At 69.1% G+C, this 20000-nt stretch carries 16 protein-coding genes; 8 read left to right on the forward strand and 8 right to left on the reverse strand.

Features of this window, described 5'->3' with window-relative positions; all coding sequences use genetic code 11:
• Window positions 1-255 precede the first annotated feature (255 nt).
• On the forward strand, window positions 256-552 hold the full coding sequence (locus tag QSJ30_RS05865) for a hypothetical protein (RefSeq protein WP_285607383.1): 297 nt from the start codon (window positions 256-258) through the stop codon (window positions 550-552).
• Here QSJ30_RS05865 and QSJ30_RS05870 read toward each other — a convergent pair.
• Both QSJ30_RS05870 and pyk read right to left on the reverse strand, forming a co-directional pair.
• Window positions 531-1058, reverse strand: coding sequence for a DinB family protein (locus QSJ30_RS05870; RefSeq protein WP_285607385.1), 528 nt, complete (start codon window positions 1056-1058; stop codon window positions 531-533). The genes QSJ30_RS05865 and QSJ30_RS05870 overlap by 22 nt on opposite strands.
• Window positions 1059-1068: 10 nt before the next feature.
• Complete coding sequence (gene pyk, locus QSJ30_RS05875; protein ID WP_285607386.1) at window positions 1069-2490, reverse strand: pyruvate kinase; 1422 nt, start codon at window positions 2488-2490, stop codon at window positions 1069-1071.
• Window positions 2491-2630: 140 nt separating this feature from the next.
• Between pyk and QSJ30_RS05880 the strand changes: the two genes are divergently transcribed.
• From QSJ30_RS05880 to QSJ30_RS05890, 3 genes are all read left to right on the forward strand, one after another.
• Window positions 2631-2855: a helix-turn-helix domain-containing protein gene (locus QSJ30_RS05880; protein ID WP_285607389.1), complete on the forward strand. Its 225-nt coding sequence runs from the start codon at window positions 2631-2633 to the stop codon at window positions 2853-2855.
• 121 nt (window positions 2856-2976) lie between these two features.
• Window positions 2977-3981 carry a type I glyceraldehyde-3-phosphate dehydrogenase gene (gap, locus tag QSJ30_RS05885; protein WP_285607391.1) on the forward strand — a complete coding sequence of 335 codons (1005 nt, stop codon included), beginning with the start codon at window positions 2977-2979 and terminating at the stop codon, window positions 3979-3981.
• Window positions 3982-3984: 3 nt separating this feature from the next.
• Window positions 3985-4995 carry a type I glyceraldehyde-3-phosphate dehydrogenase gene (locus QSJ30_RS05890; protein WP_285607393.1) on the forward strand — a complete coding sequence of 337 codons (1011 nt, stop codon included), beginning with the start codon at window positions 3985-3987 and terminating at the stop codon, window positions 4993-4995.
• Here the strand turns inward: QSJ30_RS05890 and QSJ30_RS05895 are convergent.
• Entirely contained in the window at window positions 4992-6221 is a 1230-nt protein-coding gene (locus QSJ30_RS05895; RefSeq protein WP_285607395.1) for an aminoacetone oxidase family FAD-binding enzyme, read from the reverse strand. The two genes, QSJ30_RS05890 and QSJ30_RS05895, sit on opposite strands and share 4 nt — an antisense overlap.
• A gap of 112 nt (window positions 6222-6333) precedes the next feature.
• Entirely contained in the window at window positions 6334-7782 is a 1449-nt protein-coding gene (locus QSJ30_RS05900) for a serine/threonine-protein kinase (RefSeq protein WP_285607397.1), read from the reverse strand.
• Between the two features lie 57 nt (window positions 7783-7839).
• On the opposite strand from QSJ30_RS05900, the gene lipB reads away from it, so the two are divergent.
• The 3 genes from lipB to QSJ30_RS05915 all read left to right on the forward strand — a co-directional run bounded on the left by lipB (window position 7840) and on the right by QSJ30_RS05915 (window position 11937).
• Window positions 7840-8964: a lipoyl(octanoyl) transferase LipB gene (lipB, locus tag QSJ30_RS05905; RefSeq protein ID WP_285607399.1), complete on the forward strand. Its 1125-nt coding sequence runs from the start codon at window positions 7840-7842 to the stop codon at window positions 8962-8964.
• A gap of 152 nt (window positions 8965-9116) precedes the next feature.
• Window positions 9117-10256: an acyl-CoA dehydrogenase family protein gene (locus tag QSJ30_RS05910; RefSeq protein ID WP_285607402.1), complete on the forward strand. Its 1140-nt coding sequence runs from the start codon at window positions 9117-9119 to the stop codon at window positions 10254-10256.
• A 148-nt stretch (window positions 10257-10404) separates the two neighbouring features.
• On the forward strand, window positions 10405-11937 hold the full coding sequence (locus QSJ30_RS05915) for a TolC family protein (protein ID WP_285607404.1): 1533 nt from the start codon (window positions 10405-10407) through the stop codon (window positions 11935-11937).
• 45 nt (window positions 11938-11982) lie between these two features.
• Here QSJ30_RS05915 and QSJ30_RS05920 read toward each other — a convergent pair whose 3' ends face one another.
• Together QSJ30_RS05920 and nadC are read right to left on the reverse strand one after the other, a co-directional pair.
• Complete coding sequence (locus QSJ30_RS05920; protein WP_285607408.1) at window positions 11983-14196, reverse strand: S9 family peptidase; 2214 nt, start codon at window positions 14194-14196, stop codon at window positions 11983-11985.
• Window positions 14197-14248: 52 nt separating this feature from the next.
• Window positions 14249-15097 (reverse strand): carboxylating nicotinate-nucleotide diphosphorylase, encoded by an 849-nt coding sequence (nadC, locus tag QSJ30_RS05925; RefSeq protein ID WP_285607410.1) that lies wholly within the window; start codon window positions 15095-15097, stop codon window positions 14249-14251.
• 47 nt (window positions 15098-15144) lie between these two features.
• On the opposite strand from nadC, the gene QSJ30_RS05930 reads away from it, so the two are divergent.
• Entirely contained in the window at window positions 15145-15921 is a 777-nt protein-coding gene (locus QSJ30_RS05930; protein ID WP_285607412.1) for an enoyl-CoA hydratase-related protein, read from the forward strand.
• 61 nt (window positions 15922-15982) lie between these two features.
• Here the strand turns inward: QSJ30_RS05930 and QSJ30_RS05935 are convergent, their stop codons facing one another.
• Together QSJ30_RS05935 and QSJ30_RS05940 are read right to left on the reverse strand one after the other, a co-directional pair.
• Complete coding sequence (locus QSJ30_RS05935) at window positions 15983-18091, reverse strand: hypothetical protein (protein ID WP_285607414.1); 2109 nt, start codon at window positions 18089-18091, stop codon at window positions 15983-15985.
• Between the two features lie 23 nt (window positions 18092-18114).
• On the reverse strand, window positions 18115-19854 hold the full coding sequence (locus tag QSJ30_RS05940; protein WP_285607416.1) for a SpoIVB peptidase S55 domain-containing protein: 1740 nt from the start codon (window positions 19852-19854) through the stop codon (window positions 18115-18117).
• Between the last annotated feature and the right edge of the window lie 146 nt (window positions 19855-20000).

Below are 20000 nucleotides of genomic sequence, written 5' to 3' on the forward strand. Positions count from 1 at the left end.
CTGGAATGGAACCACGGGGGCGGAAAAAGCTCAAAGGCCGGTCAGGACTCCAGCCACCGCCGCGCGGCCCAGCGCCCGGCCCAGATCCCGGCCCCCGTGCCCACCATGCTGAGCACAACGCCTGTCGTCACCCCGACTAGCGCCCCGAGGTACCACCCCGCCAGGCTGCCCAGGGCGGCGCCGACGAAACCCATGAGCTTTTCCACGAAGACGCCTCCAGGGATCTAGGATGAGGTCACTGCATGAGGTGTTCCCATGATCATCCCGGATCTCGATGACCTGGTGCTGGAATCCGACGAGGAGTCCGGCATCCAGGAGCTTGGCCGGCGCTTCCTGGCCCGGGGCCCCTGGACCACGGTTGCCTTCCTCGTGAGGACGAGGACCGACCCGGAAGGCGACTGGGAGGGCCCTTCCCTCTGGCTACACCGCTACCAGAAGGTGGCCCAGGGCTGGAAGCTGGTGAGCCGGTTCCGCACCACGGAAACCACGCAGCTGGAGAAGCTGGCGGACGCCCTGGACGGGTGGAAGGACTACTTCAGCGCCGGCAGGTAGCGCTCCCGGATCACCGTCAGATGATGCGCGGCGTGGCCCAGCGCGATGTAGGGGATGCAGCGGGCGGTGATGGCGCGGTGGTTGGTGGTGCCCTGGTTGCCCCAGGCTCCGTCCGGCAGGCCGCGGAAGAGGGTGAGGCTGGCCGTGCGGACCGCGCGGAAATCCGCCAGCAGGTCGGCCACCGTGCGCGCATCGGCCTGGGCGGCGGCGGCGTAGGCATCCTCCTCGAAGCCCGGCATGGGCGTGGCGTCCCCCCGGCCGATGCGCAGGCAGCGGTACGCGAAGATGCGCTCGGCGTCGCTCAGGTGCAGGAGCAGGTCCTTCAGGCTCCACTTGCCGGGGGCGTAGCGGAACGCGCCCTGGGTTTCGGACAGCCCCGCGAACAGGGCGGCCACCTCGCCCATCTGGCCCTGGAGCAGGGCCAGCACATCGCCCTCACCGGCTTCGGCGATGTAGGTCGCGTAGCCTTCGGCGTATTCACCGGGCAGGGGTCGCGTGAGGCTCATGGGCCCTCCTTCAGAAGGTCATCACCTTCATGGTGTTCGTGCTCCCCGTCTTCCACAAGGGCAGGCCCATGGTCATGACGACCCGGTCGAGGCTCACCAGCTCGTGTTTGGCCGCCAGGAGCTCACGGACCACGGCCACCATCTCATCCGTGCTGCTGACGCGGGGGATCATCAGGGCGGTGACGCCGCGCAGCAGGCCCATGCGCCGGGCGGTGACCTCATCCACAGTGGCGCCCAGCACGGGGGTGCGGCCCGCCAGCCGGCTCACCATGCGGGCCGTGCCGCCGCCCTCGGTGAAGGCGACGATCCAGCGGGCGTTGATCTCGTCCGCCGTGCGGCAGGCGGCGAAGGCCACGGAGATGTCCGTGCGGGAGAGGACCTTTTCCGCCAGCTCCTCGGGCAGCGTGAGCGTGCGCTGCTTCACATTGGAGTCGGCCTCAGCGGCGATGCGGGCCAGCCACTTGACGGCCTCCACGGGATGGGCGCCGGTGGCGCTCTCGGCGCTGAGCATCACAGCGTCGGTGCCGTCCCAGATGGCGTTGGCCACATCGCTGGCCTCGGCCCGCGTGGGCTGGGCGTGCTCGATCATGCTCTCCAGCATTTGGGTGGCGGTGATCACGGGCTTGAGGGCCTTGCGGGCGGCCTTGATGATCTGCTTCTGGAGGCCCGGAACCCGCTCCACACCCAGTTCCACGCCCAGATCGCCGCGGGCCACCATCACGCCCCAGGACACATCGAGGATCTCACCCAGGTGGGCGAGGGCCGTCGGGTGCTCGATCTTCGCGATGATGGGCTGGGTGCCGCCCAGGTGCTGGATGATGGCCTGGAGTTGCTGAACATCGGAGGCCCGGCGGACAAAGCTCTGGGCAAAAAGGTCCACCTCGTGCTCCACGCCCCAGCGGATGTCGGCGTGATCCTTTTCGGTGAGGGGGTCCATGTTGATGTCCATGCCGATGGGATGGACGCCCTTCCTCGCCTTCAGGGGCCCGCCGATGATCACCCTGGCCCTCAGCAGCTCCGGACCCTTGGCGAGGATCTTCACCGTGATGGCCCCGTCGTCAAGGAGCCAATCCTGGCCGGGTTCCGCCCCTTCGAAGAGCTCCGGGTGAGGCAGGGGGGCGGCCCACGCGAGGCCCGCCGGGACCGCCGTCCCGGGTGCGTAGAAGACCCCTTCGCTGCCCTCCGCCAGGTCGACGGGCGCCTCCAGCAGGCCCACCCGCCACTTCGGCCCCTGGAGATCCAGGAACACGGGAATGGAGCGGCCCAGCTCGACGGCGATGGCCCGCACCTTCTCGAGGGCCACCAGGCGGGTCTCAGGATCCCCGTGGCTGGCGTTCAGCCGGACCGCATCGGCCTCGCGGAGGGCTTCCCGCAGACGGTCACCCAGCATCAAGGCCGGTCCCAAGGTCATCACCAGTTTGGTCTTGCGCACATCTACTCCCGTCGCCTGCACAGGCATTCCACACACTTTTCCACAGTCTGCGCCTGCGTTTTGAAGTTGTCACGGGGCTTTCACTCTTGTCACCGCGGTGCTACCTTCGTTCTCCCGATACGGTTGATGGAGAAGATGGCATGCGCGAAAAGCTGCGTATCCTCGTGGCCGAAATGGTGCGTGGCGGAGTGACTCTGGAACTGGCCCGGCGGGAGTTCGAGCGGGTGTACCTCGAGGAGGTGCTGGCCGCCCACGCCGGAAACCACAGTGCCGCCGCCCGCGAGCTGGGCATCCACCGGAACACCCTCGCCAAGAAGCTGGAGGCCCCCCCCAGCCGGCTCAGGCGCGTGAGCCTCGCGAGTTGACCCTCGGCCCCGCCGACGGACGAGAACCCGGCCTGGCCGGGTTTTTCATTTCGCATACCGCGCCGCCTTTTCTTTCGACAGCGTCGCCCGGGACCGGTACAACAGGGGTTCGGAGGGCGCCATGAAGAAGGTGGCCATCAATGGACTGGGGCGGATCGGGCGGTTGGTGCTGAGGCACCTGATGAAGGTTCCCCATGTCCGGGTGGTGGCGGTGAACGACCTCACCGACGCGGCCACGCTCGCCCACCTCATGAAGTACGACTCGGTCCACGGGTCTGCGGACTTCCCCGTGGCCTCCGACGGGGACTACCTGGTGCTGGATGGCCGCCGCATCCGGGTCTACGCGGAGAAGGATCCCCAGCTCATCCCCTTCGGTGCCCAGGGCGCCCAGGTGGTGCTGGAGTGCACGGGGAGGTTCACCAAGCGCGCCCAGGCGGCCGTCCATCTCCAGGGCAGCGTCAGCCATGTGCTGATCAGCGCCCCGTCCGATGATGCCGATCGCACGGTGGTCATGGGCGTGAACGAGACAACGCTCGATCTCGCCACCGAACACGTGATCTCCAACGCCAGCTGCACGACCAACTGCCTGGGTCCGGTCGTGAAAGTGATGGATGAGGCCTTCGGCATCGAATACGGCTTCATGACCACGGTGCACAGCTACACCAACGACCAGCGCCTGCTCGACCTGCCCCACAAGGACCTGCGCCGGGCCCGGGCCGCGGCCCTCAGCATGATCCCCACCAGCACCGGGGCCGCCAAGGCCATCGGCCTGGTACTGCCCCACCTCAAGGGCCGCATGGACGGCTTGGCGGTGCGGGTCCCCACCCCCGACGTGAGCATCGTCGACCTCACCGCGACCCTCAAGTCCGACGCCACCCTGGAGGCCGTGCAGGAGGCCTTCCGCCGGGCCGCCGAGACGGGTCCCCTGGCGCCCTACCTGGAGGTCCTCGACGCGGAGCTGGTGAGCGCGGACCTGCGGGGCCGGACCGCCAGCAGCCTGTACGACCCCTACCTCACGAAGCTGCTGGGTCCCCGGCTGATCAAGGTCTTCGCCTGGTACGACAACGAGTTCGGCTACGCCGCCCGCCTGAAGGACCTCTGCGTGCATGTGCTGGAGCGCCTCTAGTCGATGAATACCCTGGCACTGAATGGCCTCGGCCGCATCGGCCGCCTGCTGGTGCGTCGACTCGGCGCCTCCAGGCCCGGCCTCCTGGGCGCCGTGAACGATCCGGCGCCCCTGGAGCAGCTGGTCCACCTGCTGAGATACGACTCGGTCCACGGCCCCGCGGACCGGCCCATCGAAGGCTTCACCGACGGGGTCCAGGACTTCCTCCTCCTGGGCGACCATCGCGTGCCCCTCTTCCATGCCAGCGACCCGGCGGAGATCCCCTTCCCCGCCTCCACGCGGCTGGTCGTGGAGGCCAGCGGGCGCTTCACCCGGCGGGCGGATGCGGCCAGGCACCTCAAGGCCCGCGTCTCCCATGTGCTGATCAGCGCCCCCAGCCCCGATGCGGACTACACGGTCATCGACCCGGTGAACGGCGCCGGCCTCGACCCCGACCGGCACCGCGTGATCTCCAACGCCAGCTGCACGGCCCACGCCACCGCGCCCATGCTGAAGATCCTGGAGGACGCGTTCGGCATCGAGCACGCCGGGATGAGCACCGTGCACGTGGTCACCAACGACCAGCGCCTGCTCGATCTGCCCCACAAGGACCTGCGCCGGGCCCGCGCGGCCTTCCAGAGCATCATCCCCACGACCTCGAGCGCCTTCGGCGCCCTCCACCGCGCCATGCCCGGGCTGCCCGCCGCCTTCGACGGCGTGGCCCTCCGCGTGCCCACGCTCAATGTGAACCTGGTGGACCTGGTGGCCACCCTGCGCCGCGAGGTGGATGCCGCCGCTGTGAACGCCTCCTTTGAGGCCGCCATCGCGGGCCCCTGGAAGAACCTGGTCGGACTGGCCCCTCCCCACGCCGTCAGCTGCGACATCACCGGGCGGGCGGAGAGCGTGCTGATGGACCTGGGCCTGACCATGACGCTCGGCCCGCGCTTCGTGAAGGTCTTCGGCTGGCACGACAACGAGACCGGCTATGCGGCCCGGCTCGGCGAGCTGGTGGTGGACCTGGCGGGGCGGATCTAGAGGCTCCCCGCCGCAAAGCCTGTGCTGAACGCCGCCTGGAGGTTGTAGCCCCCCACCGGGCCGTCGATGTCCAGCAGCTCGCCGCAGACCCGCAGGTTCTCCCAGCCGCGCAGGGCCATGGTGCGGGGATCCACCGCCGCCAGAGCCACACCACCCGCGGCCACCTCGCCCCGGGCCAGGGGCACCGGCTGAGGCTCGCCCAGCGGCAGGGCGGTCACCAGGCCCACCAGCACCTTCCGCGCGGCCTTCGACAGGTCCTTCAGCATGAGGGCCCGGCTGATCCCGGCCTCGTCCAGGAGGGGATCCACCAGCCGCTCCGGCAGGTGCCGCTGCACCCAGGTGGCCGCCAGCAGCCGGGGATTCGCGCGGGCTTCCGACTGGAGCGTGGCATCCACAGCCTCAGGCGCGTCCATGCTCGACGCATAGGCAAGCCAGGCTGAGCCGTCGCGGCGGGCCCGCTCCACAGCCTGGCTCAGCTCCAGGGCGGCGGGGCCGCTGAGCCCGGTCTTCGTGAACACGACGTCGCCCGCGAAGGCACCCAGGCGACGGCCACCGATTCCCGCGCTCAGGCGCAGCTCCCCATCGCGCAGGGCCACACCCTCCCAGGCAGGACGGGGGCGCTCCAGGGGGATGGGAGCCAGAGCCGGGAACCAGGCCTTCACGGGCACGCCCAGCTGTTTCAGCCATCCCAGCACCTCGCCCCGAGTGCCGGTCTCGGGGTAGCTGGCGCCCCCGGTGGCGAGGATGAAGGCATCCGCGGCGATCCGTTCGTCGCCCAGGCACAAGGCCCTCAGGCGGGGGCCCCTGCCCTCCAAGGCCGTCACTCGGGCACCCGTGCGCACGTCCACGCCCGCCCTATGCGCCAGGGTCTCGAAGGCCGCCACCACCGCCGCCGCGCTCCCCGGGCGATCCAGGGGGAACACGCGGCCATTCTCGCGGGTGTACGTCTCCACGCCCTCCCGGCGCAACAGGTCGAGCACCGCCTGGTTGTCGAAGGCATGCAGCGACGGCCGCAGGAAGCGGGCCTGCTCCATGGGAAAGGCCGCCATCAGGGCTTTGGGCGGGCCGGCGTGGGTGATGTTGCACTTGCCGCCCCCGCTGATGCGGAGCTTCACGCCCAGGCGGCCGTTGGCCTCCAGCAGCGTGACCGCGTGCCCCAGCGAGGCCGCCCGCCAGGCCGCCACCAGCCCCGCCGCACCACCACCCACCACGATCACGCTCGCCATGGATCCATCATGGCGGAACTTGCTGTCAGCTATCAGCTATCGGCTGTCAGTCACGGCACGGCGGCCATTGGGCCGCCGCTTCTTTAGCTGAGCGCTGACAGCCGAGAGCTTCCTACTGGAAGATCCCCTTGAAGAACTTCCTGATCTTGCCGTCGCCGGAGCCCTTCTTCCCCCGGTGTTTCTGGAGATGGATGGGATCCGGCAGGGGCTTGCGGCGCTCCGGCACGACGAGCCAGGACTGGTATCCCTCCAGGTCGAGGCGCAGCTGATGGCTGCCCTCGCCGGGGATCTCGATGGCCGCGGGCGTCCTCCCCTTGGGTTCGCCATCCAGGAAGATCTCGGCGCCGGCAGGCTCGCTGGCCACCTGCACGTGGAACGGCGCAGGCTGGAGGCGCAGGGCCAGGTCCTTGTCCTCCGCCTTCAGGTGGTAGGCCAGAGGCAGAAAGTCCGGCTTCTCCAGGCGCAGCAGATCCGCCTTGCCCTTCACCACCACCTGGCGGAGCGGCGTCCGCCCAAGGGAGGTCCCATCGAGGAACACCTCGGCGCCGCCGGGTTTCGATTCGATGGACAGCACCCGGCTGGGCTCCGACCGGAAGATGAAGAACCCGAGCCCCAGGGCGGCGATGAGGACCCCACCCCCCCAGAGCCAACGGTTCTGCGCGGCGGCGGGGACCATGCGCTCGATCCTCAGGGTGCCCGTGGCCTTCACCGGCGCCGTGGAGTCGAGCTGGGCCAGGTGGGCCACCCGGCGCACCGGTTCCAGGGGCAGGGCCTCGATCAGGGCCCGGAGGAAGGCGGTCAGGTCCGCAAACCGCTTTCCCGGGTCCTTGTCCAGGGCCTTCCCGAAGACGGCCGCCAGGTCAGGGTTGAACTCCGGCGGCCAGACGGGCGGCTCATGCGCGATGCGGTAGAGAGTGGCACCCACGCTGTCGGCCGCGAAGGGCAGCGTGCCCGTCAGCATCTCGAAGGCCGTGAGCACCAGGGCCCACTGGTCGGAGGCCGCCGTGGCTCTGGCGCCATTCAGCACCTCGGGCGCCGCATAGGCCGGCGTGCCGAGGAAGGCGGAGCTCGTGGTCAGGCGGCCCTGGTCTCCCCGGGCGATGCCGAAGTCCATGAGCTTCAGGCGGCCATCCTTGGCCACCATGAAGTTGTCGGGCTTGATGTCCCGGTGGAGGATGCCCAGGCCATGCACCGCCGCCAGGGCATCCGCCGCCTGGATCAGCAGGCCGACCACCTCGTCCGGATCCAGCGAGCCCCGGCGGATCCGATCCGACAGGGACTCCCCTTCCACGTATTCCATGACGAGATACGGCCCCAGGTCCGGCACCTCGCCCACATCGAAGACCGTGATCGCGTTGGGGTGGTTCAGCCGGGCCGAGATCTCGGCCTCGCGCTTGAAGCGGAGCAGCACCTCGGCGTCGCCGGTACCCTCCCGCACCACCTTGATGGCCAGGGCCCGTTTGAGCAGGGGGTCCTCCGCCAGGTACACCGTGCCCATCGCGCCGGAGCCGAGCGTACCCAGGACCTTGAAGCGGCCGATGGTGGAAGGATCCAGACTCATCCTTCCACCGATCATGCCAGAGCCGGGGCGGACCGTCGCCCCGGCTACACTCGAGACATGTCCGAAGCCGGCTTCTCCGTCCCCCGCCCCGCCCAGCTCCGCCGCTTCGGCCGGGTGTTCTATCCCGCGGGGCTCCGGCTGCAGAAGGCCCTGGCGGCCCATGTGAGCCAGGAGGGGAACCCGGACCAGCTCGTCATCCTCGAGCACGATCCGGTCTTCACGCTGGGCAGAAACGCCACGCCAGCGGACATCCACATGAGCGACGACTTCCTCGCGGCCCAGGGCGTGAGTGTCCATCGCACGGACCGTGGGGGCGAGGTGACCTATCACGGGCCCGGCCAGATCGTGGCCTATCCCATCTGCAACCTGCGGGGCGGCCGGGAGGATGTGGGTCGCCTCGTGCGTGGCCTGGAAGAGGCCATGATCAGCACCGCCGCGGATTTCGGCGTGGTGGCCGATCGACTCAAGGGCGCGCCGGGCATCTGGGTCGAAACCCCGCGGGGCCTGGAGAAGCTCGGCGCCATCGGCCTCCACCTCAGCCGCTGGATCACCACCCACGGCATCGCCTTCAATGTGCGCCCCAACCTCGACCACTTCCGCTGGATCACCCCCTGCGGCTTCACGGACAAGGGCGTATGCAGCCTCCACTCGCTGCTGGGCGGCGAGGCGCCCACCTGGGAGGAGGCCGCGGACCGCCTCCAGGCGCACCTCACGGCTTCCCTGGCCCTGGACCTCCAGCCCGTCCGTCAGCCCAGCCGCAGCGTGTCCGCCCTGACCTGGCGCCGCGGCTCCAATGGCCCGGAGATCCTCATGATGCTGCGCGTCCCCGAGCACGGCCTCTGGTGGCAGAGTGTCACCGGCATGATGGAGCCCGGCGAGACGCCTGAGCAGACGGCCCACCGCGAGCTGATGGAGGAGACGGGCCTCACGGGCACCCTGCGGCCCCTGGGCCTCTCCCACAGCTTCTGGGTGGACCCGGCCATCGTGCGCTTTCCCGACGCGGAGCCCCGGTTCAACACCGAGGCCTGCTTCTCCATGGAAGTCCCCGCCGAGGCCCCGGTCCGCCTGGAACCCCTGGAACACAGCGAGTTCAAGTGGTGCGGACTTGATGAGGCCCACGCCCTGATGAAGTGGGAGGGGTCCAAGGCGGCGCTGAGGCTCCTCGAGGCCTGGCTGGCCTGAATCGCGGGTCCGGGGAGCCACAGACCTGGCTCCCCGGGTCCGCGGGCGGCGCCCGTGCCGAGGCGTGGTCTGTGATCCGCGGCACGCCATGGCTGAGGTTCCGGAAGGCTCTCGGCGGGGTTGCTAACCTGAAGCCATTGCCTGGAGCGCCCATGTTTCCCCAGTTCACCGATGACCAGACCGCCGTCCGCGATGCCGCCCGCGACTTCGCCCTGTCGGAGATCGCGCCCGGGGCCGCGGCCCGCGACGCCAGCGGGGAATTCGCCAAGGACATCTTCCAGCAGCTGGGCGAGATGGGCTTCATGGGCATGACCGTCCCCGAGGCCTACGGCGGCGCGGGCGTGGACTTCCTCAGCTACATCCTGGCCCTGGAACAGGTGGCCTACGCCGACGCCTCCGTGGCCGTGGCCATGAGCGTGAACAACTCCGTGGCCTGCGCCCCCATCCTGGCTTTCGGCACCGAGGCGCAGAAGCAGACGTACCTGAAGCCCTTGGCCAATGGCGAGGTGATGGGCGGCTTCATGCTCACGGAACCCGATGCCGGCTCCGATGCATCGGCCCTCAAGACCCGCGCCACCAGGGTGGACGGCGGGTGGAAGCTGAACGGCGCCAAGGCCTGGATCACCAACGGCGGCGTGGCCCGGTACTTCGTCACCATGGCCCGCACGGACCCCGACAAGGGCAAGAAGGGCATCAGCGCCTTCATCCTTGATGCAAACCAGCCGGGCGTGGTCATGGGCCGGCCCGAGGAGAAGATGGGCCTCCGCTCCAGCAAGACCGTGATGGTGGCCCTGGAGGACGCCTTCGTGCCCGAGGACGCCATGCTGGGCAAGCCCGGCGATGGCCTGAAGGTGGCCTTCGGCGGCCTGGATGGCGGACGCATCGGCATCGCGGCCCAGGCCCTGGGCATCGCCCAGCGGGCCATGGACGAGAGCGTGGCCTACGCCAAGGCCCGCATCTCCTTCGGCAAGCCCATCGGCGAGCACCAGATGATCCAGACCTACCTGGCGGAGATGGAAGCCCGCCTCCAGGCCGCCCGGCTGCTGGTCTACCGCGCCGCCTCCCTGAAGGGGGCCGGGAGGACCTGCACCGTGGAGGCCGCCACGGCCAAGCTCTTCACCACGGAGAGCGCCGTCTGGATCTGCGACCGGGCCGTGCAGATCCATGGCGGCTACGGCTACTCCCGGGAATACACCGTCGAACGCCTCTACCGGGACGTGCGCGTGACCACCATCTATGAAGGCACCAGCGAGATCCAGCGCATGGTCATCGCCCGGGAACTGCTGAAGTAGGTCTTTTCAACGCATGATGAAATCCCCTTGCCCTCATCTTGCGAGGGCGGCATGCTGCTTCTGTGGGGCCTTCTAAACCCGGCCCCGGGCCCGTCCGTAGGCACCTTGTCCCCGTGGCGGCTCTTTCCGACCTTACTAAGGAGTGGTGATGATGCGTCCCCCGATCCTCCCGGCCCTGCTCGTGGCCTTCTCCCTGGTCGGCCAGGAGGCTCCCAAGGCTGACGGGGCCAAGCCCGCCGCCCCGAAGCTGACCCTCCAGAACGCCATCGAGACCTCGCTCAAGAACAACCTGCAGGTGCAGATCGCCGTCGAGACCCGCGACTTCACCCGGGCCGGGCTGACGATCGAGCAGGGCGCCTTCGACTGGAACCTCACCAGCAGCCTGAGCATCGGCAAGTCCGAGGACGCCAGCCGTGTCCAGAACTTCCCCGGCGGCCCCTTCACCTCCTCCGAGACCACCAGCTTCGCCCGGAGCTTCACCCTGGGCTCCACCAAGGCCTTCGGCTGGGGCGGCAACCTGAGCCTGAACTACGCGCCCACCTACCGCTTCACCAAGGGCACGGTCAATGGCGGTCCGGAGACCCCGTTCACCACCAACCCGTATGACGGCAGCTTCTCGGCCACATACACCCAGAGCCTCCTGAAGGGCTTCGGGCGGGACGCCACCGAGAGCCGCCTCATCGTCGCCCGGAAGAGCGCCCAGGCCGCGGACCTCTCCTTCCAGAAGGCCATCATCGACCTGGTGGCCAGCACCGAATCGCTCTACTGGGACGTGGTCTTCGCCCAGCGCAACCTGGAGAACAAGCAGCAGGCCCTGGCCCTGGCCCAGAAGCAGCTCAAGGAGAACCAGATCCGCGTGCAGGTGGGCACCCTGGCGCCCATCGAGGTGACCTCCTCCGAAGCGTCCGTGGCCCAGCGCGAGCAGGACATCATCGCTGCGGACGCCCAGCTGCTGAACGCCAAGGACGCCCTCATCCGCGCCCTGTATCCCTCCTCCGAGCGGCCCGCGGGCCTGGAACCGGCGGACGCCCCGGGCATCAAGCCCCTGGAGCTGAACGAGACCACCGCCGAGAAACAGGCCCTGGCCAACCGCATCGAGCTGAAGACCGCCCGCCTCGACCTGGAATCCAAGCAGGCCCTCGAGACCGCGGCCAACAACCGCACCCTGCCCCAGCTGGACGCCTTCGCCACCTACAACGGCAACGCCGCCTCCCAGATCCCCTCCGAGGGCCTCACGGCCGTCAACAAGGATCTCACCAAGGGCGCCTACCCCGGCTACGCCGTCGGCCTCCAGTTCTCCATGCCCATCCAGAACCGCGCCGCCCGGGGCAGCCAGGCCCAGGCCCGCGCCAACCGCCGCCAGAGTGAGCTGACCCTCCGCGACCTGGAGCTGGGCATCACGCTGGAGGTGCGCCAGGCCTTCCGCAATGTGGACGCCTCCGCCAAGGGCGTGGCCGCCGCCGAGAAGACCCGCATCTTCCGGGAGAAGGACCTCGAGGCCGAGCAGAAGAAGTTCGAGAACGGCATGAGCACCAACTTCCTCGTGCTCTCCAAGCAGAACGACCTGGACACCGCCAAGAGCAACGAGCTCCAGTCGCAGATCACCTACGCCAAGGCCGTCACAGCCCTGGAGAAAGCCCTGGGACACCTGCTGGAAGCCCGCAAGCTGGAAGTGAAGTAAGCCCTTCCTTCTCCGAAAAAGGGGCCCTCACGGGCCCCTTTTTCGTTAGCGCCGCCGCGCCGCGGCGGCGCTCGAAGCCGCTTCCGGCTTGGCCTCTGCGTCCGCCGGCAGGGTGTCCAGCAGGGCCTTCCACTCGAACCAGTCCTTCCGGCCCTTGATCCACTTCTCGAACCAGCTGAACTCGCTGACCATCTTCACCAGCTGGTATCTGGGCTCAGTCAGGCCGTGGGGCATCCCAGGATAGACGAGGTACTCGACCGGCACGCCCAGCTTCTTCAGGGCCATGTAGAGTTCATCGCTCTGGGGCTTGGGCACCCGCTGATCCGCCTCGCCCACGTGGATGAGGGTCGGCGTCTTCGCATTCCGGATGTACTTCAGCGCGGACTCCTTCACGAAGTTGTCCCAGGCGTCGTAGGGCCGCCCCCCCAGGTAGAACTCGCGTACGCTCTGCACGTCACTCTCGGCGTACATGGAGATCCAGTTCACCGCGCCCGCCCCGGTGCTGATGGCCTTGAAGCGGTCCGTCTGGGTCAGCGTCCAGCTGGACAGGTGCCCGCCGGCGCTCCAGCCCATCATGCCGAGGCGGTCTGGATCCGCGATGCCCTCGGCGATGAGGTGGTCCACACCGCTCATGATGTCGCCGTACGAGAGCCGCATGAAGTTGCCGCCGATCTGCCGCGCGAAGGCCTCGCCGTAGTTCGTCGAGCCCCGGTAGTTGGGCTGGAGCACCGCGTAGCCGGCGGCGGCGTAGATGTGCGGGTAGGTGACGTAGCGCCCCTGGAAGCCGTTCATGTCCGCCGCGGCGGGACCGCCGTGGATCTGCACGATGAGCGGGTAGCGCCTGCCCTTCTCGTAACCCAGCGGCTTGATGAGCAGGCCCTCCACGGTCACGCCGTCCTTGGCCTTCCAGCGCACGGCCTCGGTCTCACCCAGCGCCAGCTTCCCCACTTGGGGGTTCCCGTCGCTGACCTTCACCCAGCTCGACGGCTGGCCCACCGTGGCCGGCTTCACCACGTAGAGGTCCAGGGGCATCTTCGGGTGGCTGTACGTGAGGAGGAGGGCCCGGGCCTCCAGGTTGTAGCTTCCGTTGATGACGCCCGTCCGTTTCGTGAGCTGGGCCAGGGCGCCATCCGCCAGGGTGAGCGCGAACAGGTGCTGATCCACGCCCTGCGCCTCGGTGAAGTAGAGGGAGCGGGAATCCTCGGACCAGCTGGCGCTGGATACGCTCATGTCCCTTCCGGCCAGGAGGTTCTTCGCGGGGCCGCCAGCGGTCGGCACCACCCAGAGCTTCTCGTTGCGCAGGCGCTCGAAACGCTCCGGCGCGGCGTAGGCCAGCCAGCGTCCGTCCGGCGAGAAGGCCGAGAATCCGGCGAACTTCTCCAGGATCCGCCGGCCCTGGCCGGTGCCCAGGTCCAGCAGGTGCAGGCTCGCCTCCTCCCGGGTGATGTCCCCCACGCGCCGCGCCGCCGGAAAGGCACGGTACGAAGCCCAGCGCCCATCCATCGAAAGCTGGAAGCCGGACACCGTGAAGTCGGCCCCTTCGGTCCAGCGCTTCTCGGTCTTGTCCTTCAGGTCCATGGACCAGAGGTGCACCGACGGCTGCTCCGGATCCGCCACCCGCACATCGAACTTCTTCTCCTTCCGTTTCAGGTCGTCCTTGTCCACCCGATCGGGGCTGGTGAAGAAGAGGCGGCTCCCGTCCTCGCTGAAGGCCAAGTCGCGGATGGGCGTGGCGTGCTTCGGCAGCGCCGTGACCGGGAAGTCCTCCAGGGCCAGGTCGACCAGGGAGATCTGGCGGTCCTCCGCCTTGCCGGCGCTGAAGGCCAGCCACTTCCCATCACGGCTGAAGGCGAAGGCATGGACACCATCCTTGGCCTCCGTGAGCTTCCGGGCCTCGCCACCCTCCGTGGACATGAGGTAGACCTGCTGGCTGCCCTCCCGGTCGCTGAGGAAGGCGAAGCGCCGGCCATCCCGCGCCCACTGGGGAGCGGTCTCGCTCTTCTCTCGGGTGAAGGTCATCTGCCGGATCCGCCCCGTGGCAGCGTCCCCCACGAAGATGTCCGTGAAGACCTTGCCCGATTTCCAGTGGGGCACGCCCACGGTGTAGACCACGTGGCCGCCGTCGGGCGCGAGCTGGCCGCTGCCCACGGTGCGCATCTCCATCACGTCCATGAAGGTCATGGGCCGCCCGGCCTGGGCCGCCAGCGGCAACACCGCCATCAGGATCGCCGGGACTATCCCCCATCGGATCGCGCGCATGTCCCCTCCTGCCTCGTGTTTTGAGGCTATCAGTCTGGCCCGGAGGCGTCCTTCAGTCCATCCGCAGGCTGAGATCCACCGCCGGGGCGCTGTGGGTCAGGGCGCCCACGCCGAGGAAGTCCACGCCGGTCTCGGCCACGGCCCTGGCCCGGTCCAGAGTGATGTTGCCGCTGGCCTCCAGGAAGAGGCGCCGGCCGCTGCGATCCCGAAGGGCCACCGCCTCGCGCATCTGGTCCAAAGCCATGTTGTCCAGCAGCACCCCATCCACGTCCGGAAGGTCCAGGCAGGCCTTGAGCTGGCCCAGGGTCTCCACCTCCACTTCGATCTTCACGAGGTTCGGCGCGGCGCGGCGCGCGGCCTCCACGGCGGCCCGGACGCCGCCCGCCGCCGCGAGGTGGTTCTCCTTCAGCAGCACCCCATCGCCCAGGGTCAGCCGGTGGTTCACGCCGCCGCCGCAGCGGACGGCGTACTTCTCCAGCAGCTTGAGTCCTGGCGTGGTCTTGCGGGTATCGAGGATGCGGGCCCCGGTGCCCTCGACCGCGTCCACGAACCGCCGCGTTAGGGTGGCCGTGCCGGACAGCCGTTGCAGCAGGTTCAGCATCACCCGCTCGGCCAGCAGGATGCCGTGGCTGGAGCCCCGCAGGCGGATCACCTCGGTGCCCGGGCCGACCCGCTGGCCATCGTTCCGCGCCAGGTCCGCGTTGATGTTCGGACAGGTGAGCCGGAGGGTCTCCACCGCCATGGGAAGTCCGGCCAGCACCAGCTCGCCCTTCGCCACCACCCGCGCAGTCATGGGCCGGTCCGGCACGGCTGCGGTGCTCCAGTCCTGGGTGCCCCAGTCCTCCCTCAGGAAGGCGCGCAGCTGGTCGCGATAGGTCTCGGGGTGCGGGGGATGGAACATCGGTCACTCCTCCCACAGCGTACAATGGCCGGAAACCAGGAGCCCCCATGTCCTTCGTCCTCGTCGAGAAAACCGACCGCATCGCCTGGGTCACCCTCAACCGCCCCGAGAAGCTCAATGCCCTCAACAATGAGGTTCTCAAGGAGTTGGAGCAGGTCTTCGCGGGCCTGGAACACGATGCGGAGGTGGGTGTCGTGGTGGTCACCGGCGCTGGCGAGAAAGCCTTCGTGGCCGGCGCCGACATCGCCGAACTGAAGTCCCTGGATACCGCCTCCGCCCGGGTCCAGGCCCTGCTCGGCCAGGCCGTGTTCCAGCGCATCGAGTCCATGCCCAAGCCCGTCATCGCCGCCGTGAACGGCTTCGCCCTGGGCGGCGGCTGCGAGCTGGCCCTGGCCTGCCACATCCGCATCGCCAGCGAGAACGCGAAGTTCGGCCTGCCCGAAGTGAGCCTCGGCATCATCCCAGGCTACGGCGGCACCCAGCGCCTGCCCCGCCTCGTGGGCAAGGGCGTGGCCCTGGACCTGATCCTCAGCGCGGAGATGACGCCCGCTGCCGACGCCCTCCGCATGGGCCTCGTGAGCCGCGTGGTGCCCCAGGCCGATCTGAAAGCCACCGCCGAGAAGCTGGCCAGGACCATCCTCTCCCGCGGCCCCCTGGCCCTCCGCAGCGCCCTGGCGGCCGTGAACGAGGGCATCGAGATGCCCCAGGATCAGGGCCTCCAGTATGAAGCCGCCCTCTTCGGCCTCCTCGCCGCCACCACGGACATGCAGGAGGGCATGGGCGCCTTCCTGGAGAAGCGCCAGGCGCAGTTCAAGGGTCTGTAGTCGTTCATCGGCTTCAAAAAAGGCGGGCCATCAGGCCCGCCTTTTTTGAAGCAAGTCACGGCTATCGCTTGGCGCCAGCGGCGCCAAGCGTCACGGCCGCCGTCTGCTCGTTGCCGCTCTGGTCCGCAACCTTCACGAGGATGCGGTCACCGCGCATGGAGTCGCGGGGCACGACCACATCGAAGCGCTCATCCTTCTGATCGAAGACGCGGTCCTCGGGCACGATCTGGAGCCAGTGCTCGCCATCGGCGCTGATGGCGGCCTCCTTCAATGTGGAGGTCTCATCGCGGGCCACGAAGCGGAGGCGGACGCCCTCCCCTTCAGAAACGGCACTGAGTTCGGAGATGGCCGGAGGCGTGTGGTCGATGATGAAGGGAGCCGTCCGCCAGGTGCTGGTGAGGGCGGCGTTGAAGGCTGCGGTGGGCGCGTCGGAGGCTGTCACCTCCAGGCGATAGCGGCCGTCGGGCACGGGCAGCGTGTCGAAGCTGAAGAACTTCTCCTTCCAGGCTTTCTCCAGCCACATGGGCGCCCCCCGGTCCGGCAGCAACCGGATGGCGAACTGCAGCGCGTCGGCATTGGGATCGTTCACCCGGAAGATGAAGCTCTGGCCGCCGCGGCGGAAGCTGCGCTTCTCCGCCCCCATGTAGCCCAGGGCCGGGATGAGCTTCTGGGTCTCGAGAGGCACCCGCTCGATGCCGATGTCGTCGGGCGGGGCCGTGCGGGTAATGACCAGGCCCGGCGGCATGATGTCCACGCCTTCCCATACCGGCGCCAGGTTGCGGTGGGCCCAGTGCACCGTGACCGTCTCCACCGTCGGCGTGGCGCCGCCCCGGGTGCTGCTGAGGCGCAGGCGGAACTGGGCGAAGCGGGAAGGTGGCAGCGCCGGCCGCTCTCCGCTGCGCAGCGGCGGCGTCCAGGTGCTCCAGGTGGCGTCGGGCGTTTCAGTGCTCCCCGTGCGGAACTGGAACTCCACGTTGGTGCCCGTGGGCGTTTCCGCATCGAGGTAGGCCCTGCCCCAGTCCGCGAGCGGCGCCCCCTTGAGGATCCTGGACTCCACCGTGCCCTCCGTGGCCTGTGCCTCGGACAGCAGATGCAGCTCGGCGGGATTGGAGCCCACCACCAGCAGGTCCCCGCCGGAGGGCAGGAAGGCCGTGGCCTGCGCCGTGCCCAGTTCCTGCACCACGGCGAAGGGGTCGGTGTCATGGGCCTTGCCCAGCGGCAGGGAGAAGAGCCGGGAGCGGTTGCCGGTGCCCACCAGCAGCTGCCCCTTCCACACCGTCAGGGCATAGACCTGGCTCTGGGCGCTCTGCCACAGGGTCTCGGGCACGCGATCCTTGTCCAGGCGGATGACGGCGGAGCGGGCGGCGACGGCGGTATCCGCCTGGAGGTAGCCCTCCCGCCGTTCCAGCTGGCCCGTGCTGAACTTGGGGGTGAGTCCGTTGTCGGCGCCGATGTAGAGCTGGCCCTCGGCCACCGCCAGGGCCCGCACCTCCTCGAAGGGCGTGTCCATCAGGGTCTCCAGGCGATCGCCCTGGCGGCTGTAGCGGAGCACCAGGCCCCGGCCGTGGCTACCCAGGTACCACCCGCCCTGCCCGTCCGGTGTCAGGGCCGTGAAGGCCGTCTCGTCCGCCAGCTCGGTGAGGCGTCGACTGGAGCCGCTGCGGGCCTGCACCAGCACGGCGCCCTTCTCGGAGCCGCCCGCGGCGATGACGGCATCTCCCTCCACGGCCAGGGCCCAGACGATGCGGGCCTCGATGTCCGCGAAGGGCTTCACGTCGCCGGTGGGCGACACGCGGAAGAGCTTCCCCTCGCCCGTGGGCGCCACGATCAGATCCTGGCCCAGGCGCGCCAAGGCGAAGACGATGCCGCCCTTGACCTGGCCCAGGGGCTTCACCTGGCCGCCGGTGTAGTGGAACAGCTTGCCGTCGGTGCCCGCGGACAGATAGGTACCTCCGGAACCATCCGGCACCGCCGCCCAGATCACGCCTTCGGGCAGCTGGCCCACGCGGCGGAGGTTCGGGGCCAGGCGCAGGCGCCCATCGGCGCCGATGCGGACACCATGGGTCTCGGAACCCAGCCAGTCATTGAACCCGGAGAACGTGGCGGTGGGCTGGTCCGCCAAGGCGGTCACCCCCATGACAGCGGGAAGAAGGAACGTCATCCAGCGCATAGAACCCTTTCGTCCGAGAGCCATCATTCGATTTCCACATCCAGCTGGCTGAGGCCCCGCACCTCCCGGTCCAGGGGCAGCACCGCCCGACCGACGATGCGCCGCTGCAGCTTGTTGTCGCTGCTGGCCCCGTCGCCGCTCACCAGGCTCGCCACCGTGGGGGGGATGCCCTCGATGCGGCTGCCGCGCAGGCCCGCGCCGGGCTGGGCCTGCACCAGGAGGGCATAGGCGTGGTTGTTCCGGAGGGCCCCGTTCAGGAGGCGCACCACATCGCCCAGGTTGGCCACGTCGATCATGCGCTCGTCGGGATCCGCGGCCATGAGGCTGAAGCCGTCACCCACCATGAGGGTGGCCTTGCCCTTGGCGGCGGAGGAGGGCACCTGGATGTTGAAGGTGGCCGTCTCCCGCACGCCCTGGATGTTCTGGAGGGTCACGAGCACCGGCAGCACCTCGCCCCGCTTGGCCCGGGCCTTCAGCAGGCGCACCCCGGCGATGCCCGACAGGTCCAGCCGCTCCTCGGCCTTGATGGTCAGGGAGATGCCCTCGAACACCGGCTTCTCGAAGGGGTTGAGCATGATGGCCTGGAGCATGGCGCCGATGTACTGGGACATGCGAGAGGGGTTCAGGTCCGCGATGACGTTCTCGATCAGGATGGCGGGATGCCCGGCCAGCTTGATGTTGCCCTGCATGGACAGGCTCTGGAGCCCGAGGCCGCGGGTGTGGGCGTCCAGCGTCTGGGCCACGGCCGTGGCCACCAGCGCCGGCGTGGCCACCGGGTGGTCCATCAACTCGAAGCGGAAGTTCAGGGTGCGCTTGCCCCCCAGGTTCAGGCCGATCCGCAGCGGGACCATGCGTGCCTCGGCCCCCAGCAGGCCCGCCACGCCCGAGCTGCGGTCCAGCCGCAGGGCACCGATGGGCGCCACCGGCATGGCCATCTTGAAGGAGCTCTGGTAGCTCGCCACCGAGCTGGCCACCGTGGCGGACCAGAGCGGCAGATCCACGGGACCGAGGTTGAACAGCTGGTGGCCGAAGAGCAGCACCCGCTTGCCCGAGATGAACGTGATCGTGCCCGCGGCCGCCAGATCCAGGTCCCCCTGCATAAGGGTGATGGCCGCCATGCCCCCGGGTTCGATGGGGCTGGCTTCCTCTCGCCCCCCGGACAGGACCGGCGCCGCGGCGAAGGTGATGGGCAGCCCGGACCAGAGGCGCCGGGCCTCGGCCCCCAGGCTGCTGCCGACGAGGGCCATGGGCAGCGCCTGGGGATCCGCCTCGCCCATCAGGGTCCGGAAATCCAGCATCTCCCCCGCCAGGGCCGCCTTGAGGACCTTGGGCGGCTCCAGCTTGGGCAGGATCAGGGGGGTGCGGCTGGGCGCGGTTTCCGGGATGTCCCGGAGCTGATCCAGCATTTCCGCGATGGGCGTGATGCCGCCGATGGCCTCCTTCTCGAAGAGGATGCCTGTGCTCAGGGCCCCGACGAGCTTCCCGTCGATGTAGCAGGGACTGCCGCTCATCCCCGCCAGGATGCCGGTTTCCGCCAAGGGACCGCCCGAGGCCCGGACCATGATCCGGCTCCGCCCGGGAGCGGCGTTCTTCTGTACCCCAAGGACCTCGAATTCGAACCGGTCGATCTTGCCGCCCTGGAACACCGTCCGGCCGTAGCCCTTCATGCCGGCCCGGATCTCGGAAACGGCCAGGGTGGCAGGCCCCTGGGCGGCCAGGGGAGCCAGGGAAAGGAGGGCGAAAGCGAGGGCGACCAGTCTCATCGATATCTCAAGGAATGAATGAAGCCTAGCAGGGCAATCCCGGAAACCGGGACGGCCCCCGGCTGGGCGCCCCTGTGAACTTCGGATGTCCTGGGTGACATTTTCGTTCCATGACCATGAGATCCCTTTTAATGCGAGGCGAGCCG

The sequence above is a fragment of the Geothrix edaphica genome (genome assembly GCF_030268045.1).
Classification (GTDB): domain Bacteria; phylum Acidobacteriota; class Holophagae; order Holophagales; family Holophagaceae; genus Geothrix; species Geothrix edaphica.

Coding starts and splice junctions, on each gene's coding strand:
- QSJ30_RS05865 (WP_285607383.1), top strand. CDS start 256: ATGATCATCCCGGATCTCGATGACCTGGTGCTGGAATCCGACGAGGAG.
- QSJ30_RS05870 (WP_285607385.1), bottom strand. CDS start 1,058: ATGAGCCTCACGCGACCCCTGCCCGGTGAATACGCCGAAGGCTACGCG.
- QSJ30_RS05880 (WP_285607389.1), top strand. CDS start 2,631: ATGCGCGAAAAGCTGCGTATCCTCGTGGCCGAAATGGTGCGTGGCGGA.
- gap (WP_285607391.1), top strand. CDS start 2,977: ATGAAGAAGGTGGCCATCAATGGACTGGGGCGGATCGGGCGGTTGGTG.
- QSJ30_RS05890 (WP_285607393.1), top strand. CDS start 3,985: ATGAATACCCTGGCACTGAATGGCCTCGGCCGCATCGGCCGCCTGCTG.
- QSJ30_RS05895 (WP_285607395.1), bottom strand. CDS start 6,221: ATGGCGAGCGTGATCGTGGTGGGTGGTGGTGCGGCGGGGCTGGTGGCG.
- QSJ30_RS05900 (WP_285607397.1), bottom strand. CDS start 7,782: ATGAGTCTGGATCCTTCCACCATCGGCCGCTTCAAGGTCCTGGGTACG.
- lipB (WP_285607399.1), top strand. CDS start 7,840: ATGTCCGAAGCCGGCTTCTCCGTCCCCCGCCCCGCCCAGCTCCGCCGC.
- QSJ30_RS05910 (WP_285607402.1), top strand. CDS start 9,117: ATGTTTCCCCAGTTCACCGATGACCAGACCGCCGTCCGCGATGCCGCC.
- QSJ30_RS05915 (WP_285607404.1), top strand. CDS start 10,405: ATGATGCGTCCCCCGATCCTCCCGGCCCTGCTCGTGGCCTTCTCCCTG.
- QSJ30_RS05920 (WP_285607408.1), bottom strand. CDS start 14,196: ATGCGCGCGATCCGATGGGGGATAGTCCCGGCGATCCTGATGGCGGTG.
- nadC (WP_285607410.1), bottom strand. CDS start 15,097: ATGTTCCATCCCCCGCACCCCGAGACCTATCGCGACCAGCTGCGCGCC.
- QSJ30_RS05930 (WP_285607412.1), top strand. CDS start 15,145: ATGTCCTTCGTCCTCGTCGAGAAAACCGACCGCATCGCCTGGGTCACC.
- QSJ30_RS05935 (WP_285607414.1), bottom strand. CDS start 18,091: ATGCGCTGGATGACGTTCCTTCTTCCCGCTGTCATGGGGGTGACCGCC.
- QSJ30_RS05940 (WP_285607416.1), bottom strand. CDS start 19,854: ATGAGACTGGTCGCCCTCGCTTTCGCCCTCCTTTCCCTGGCTCCCCTG.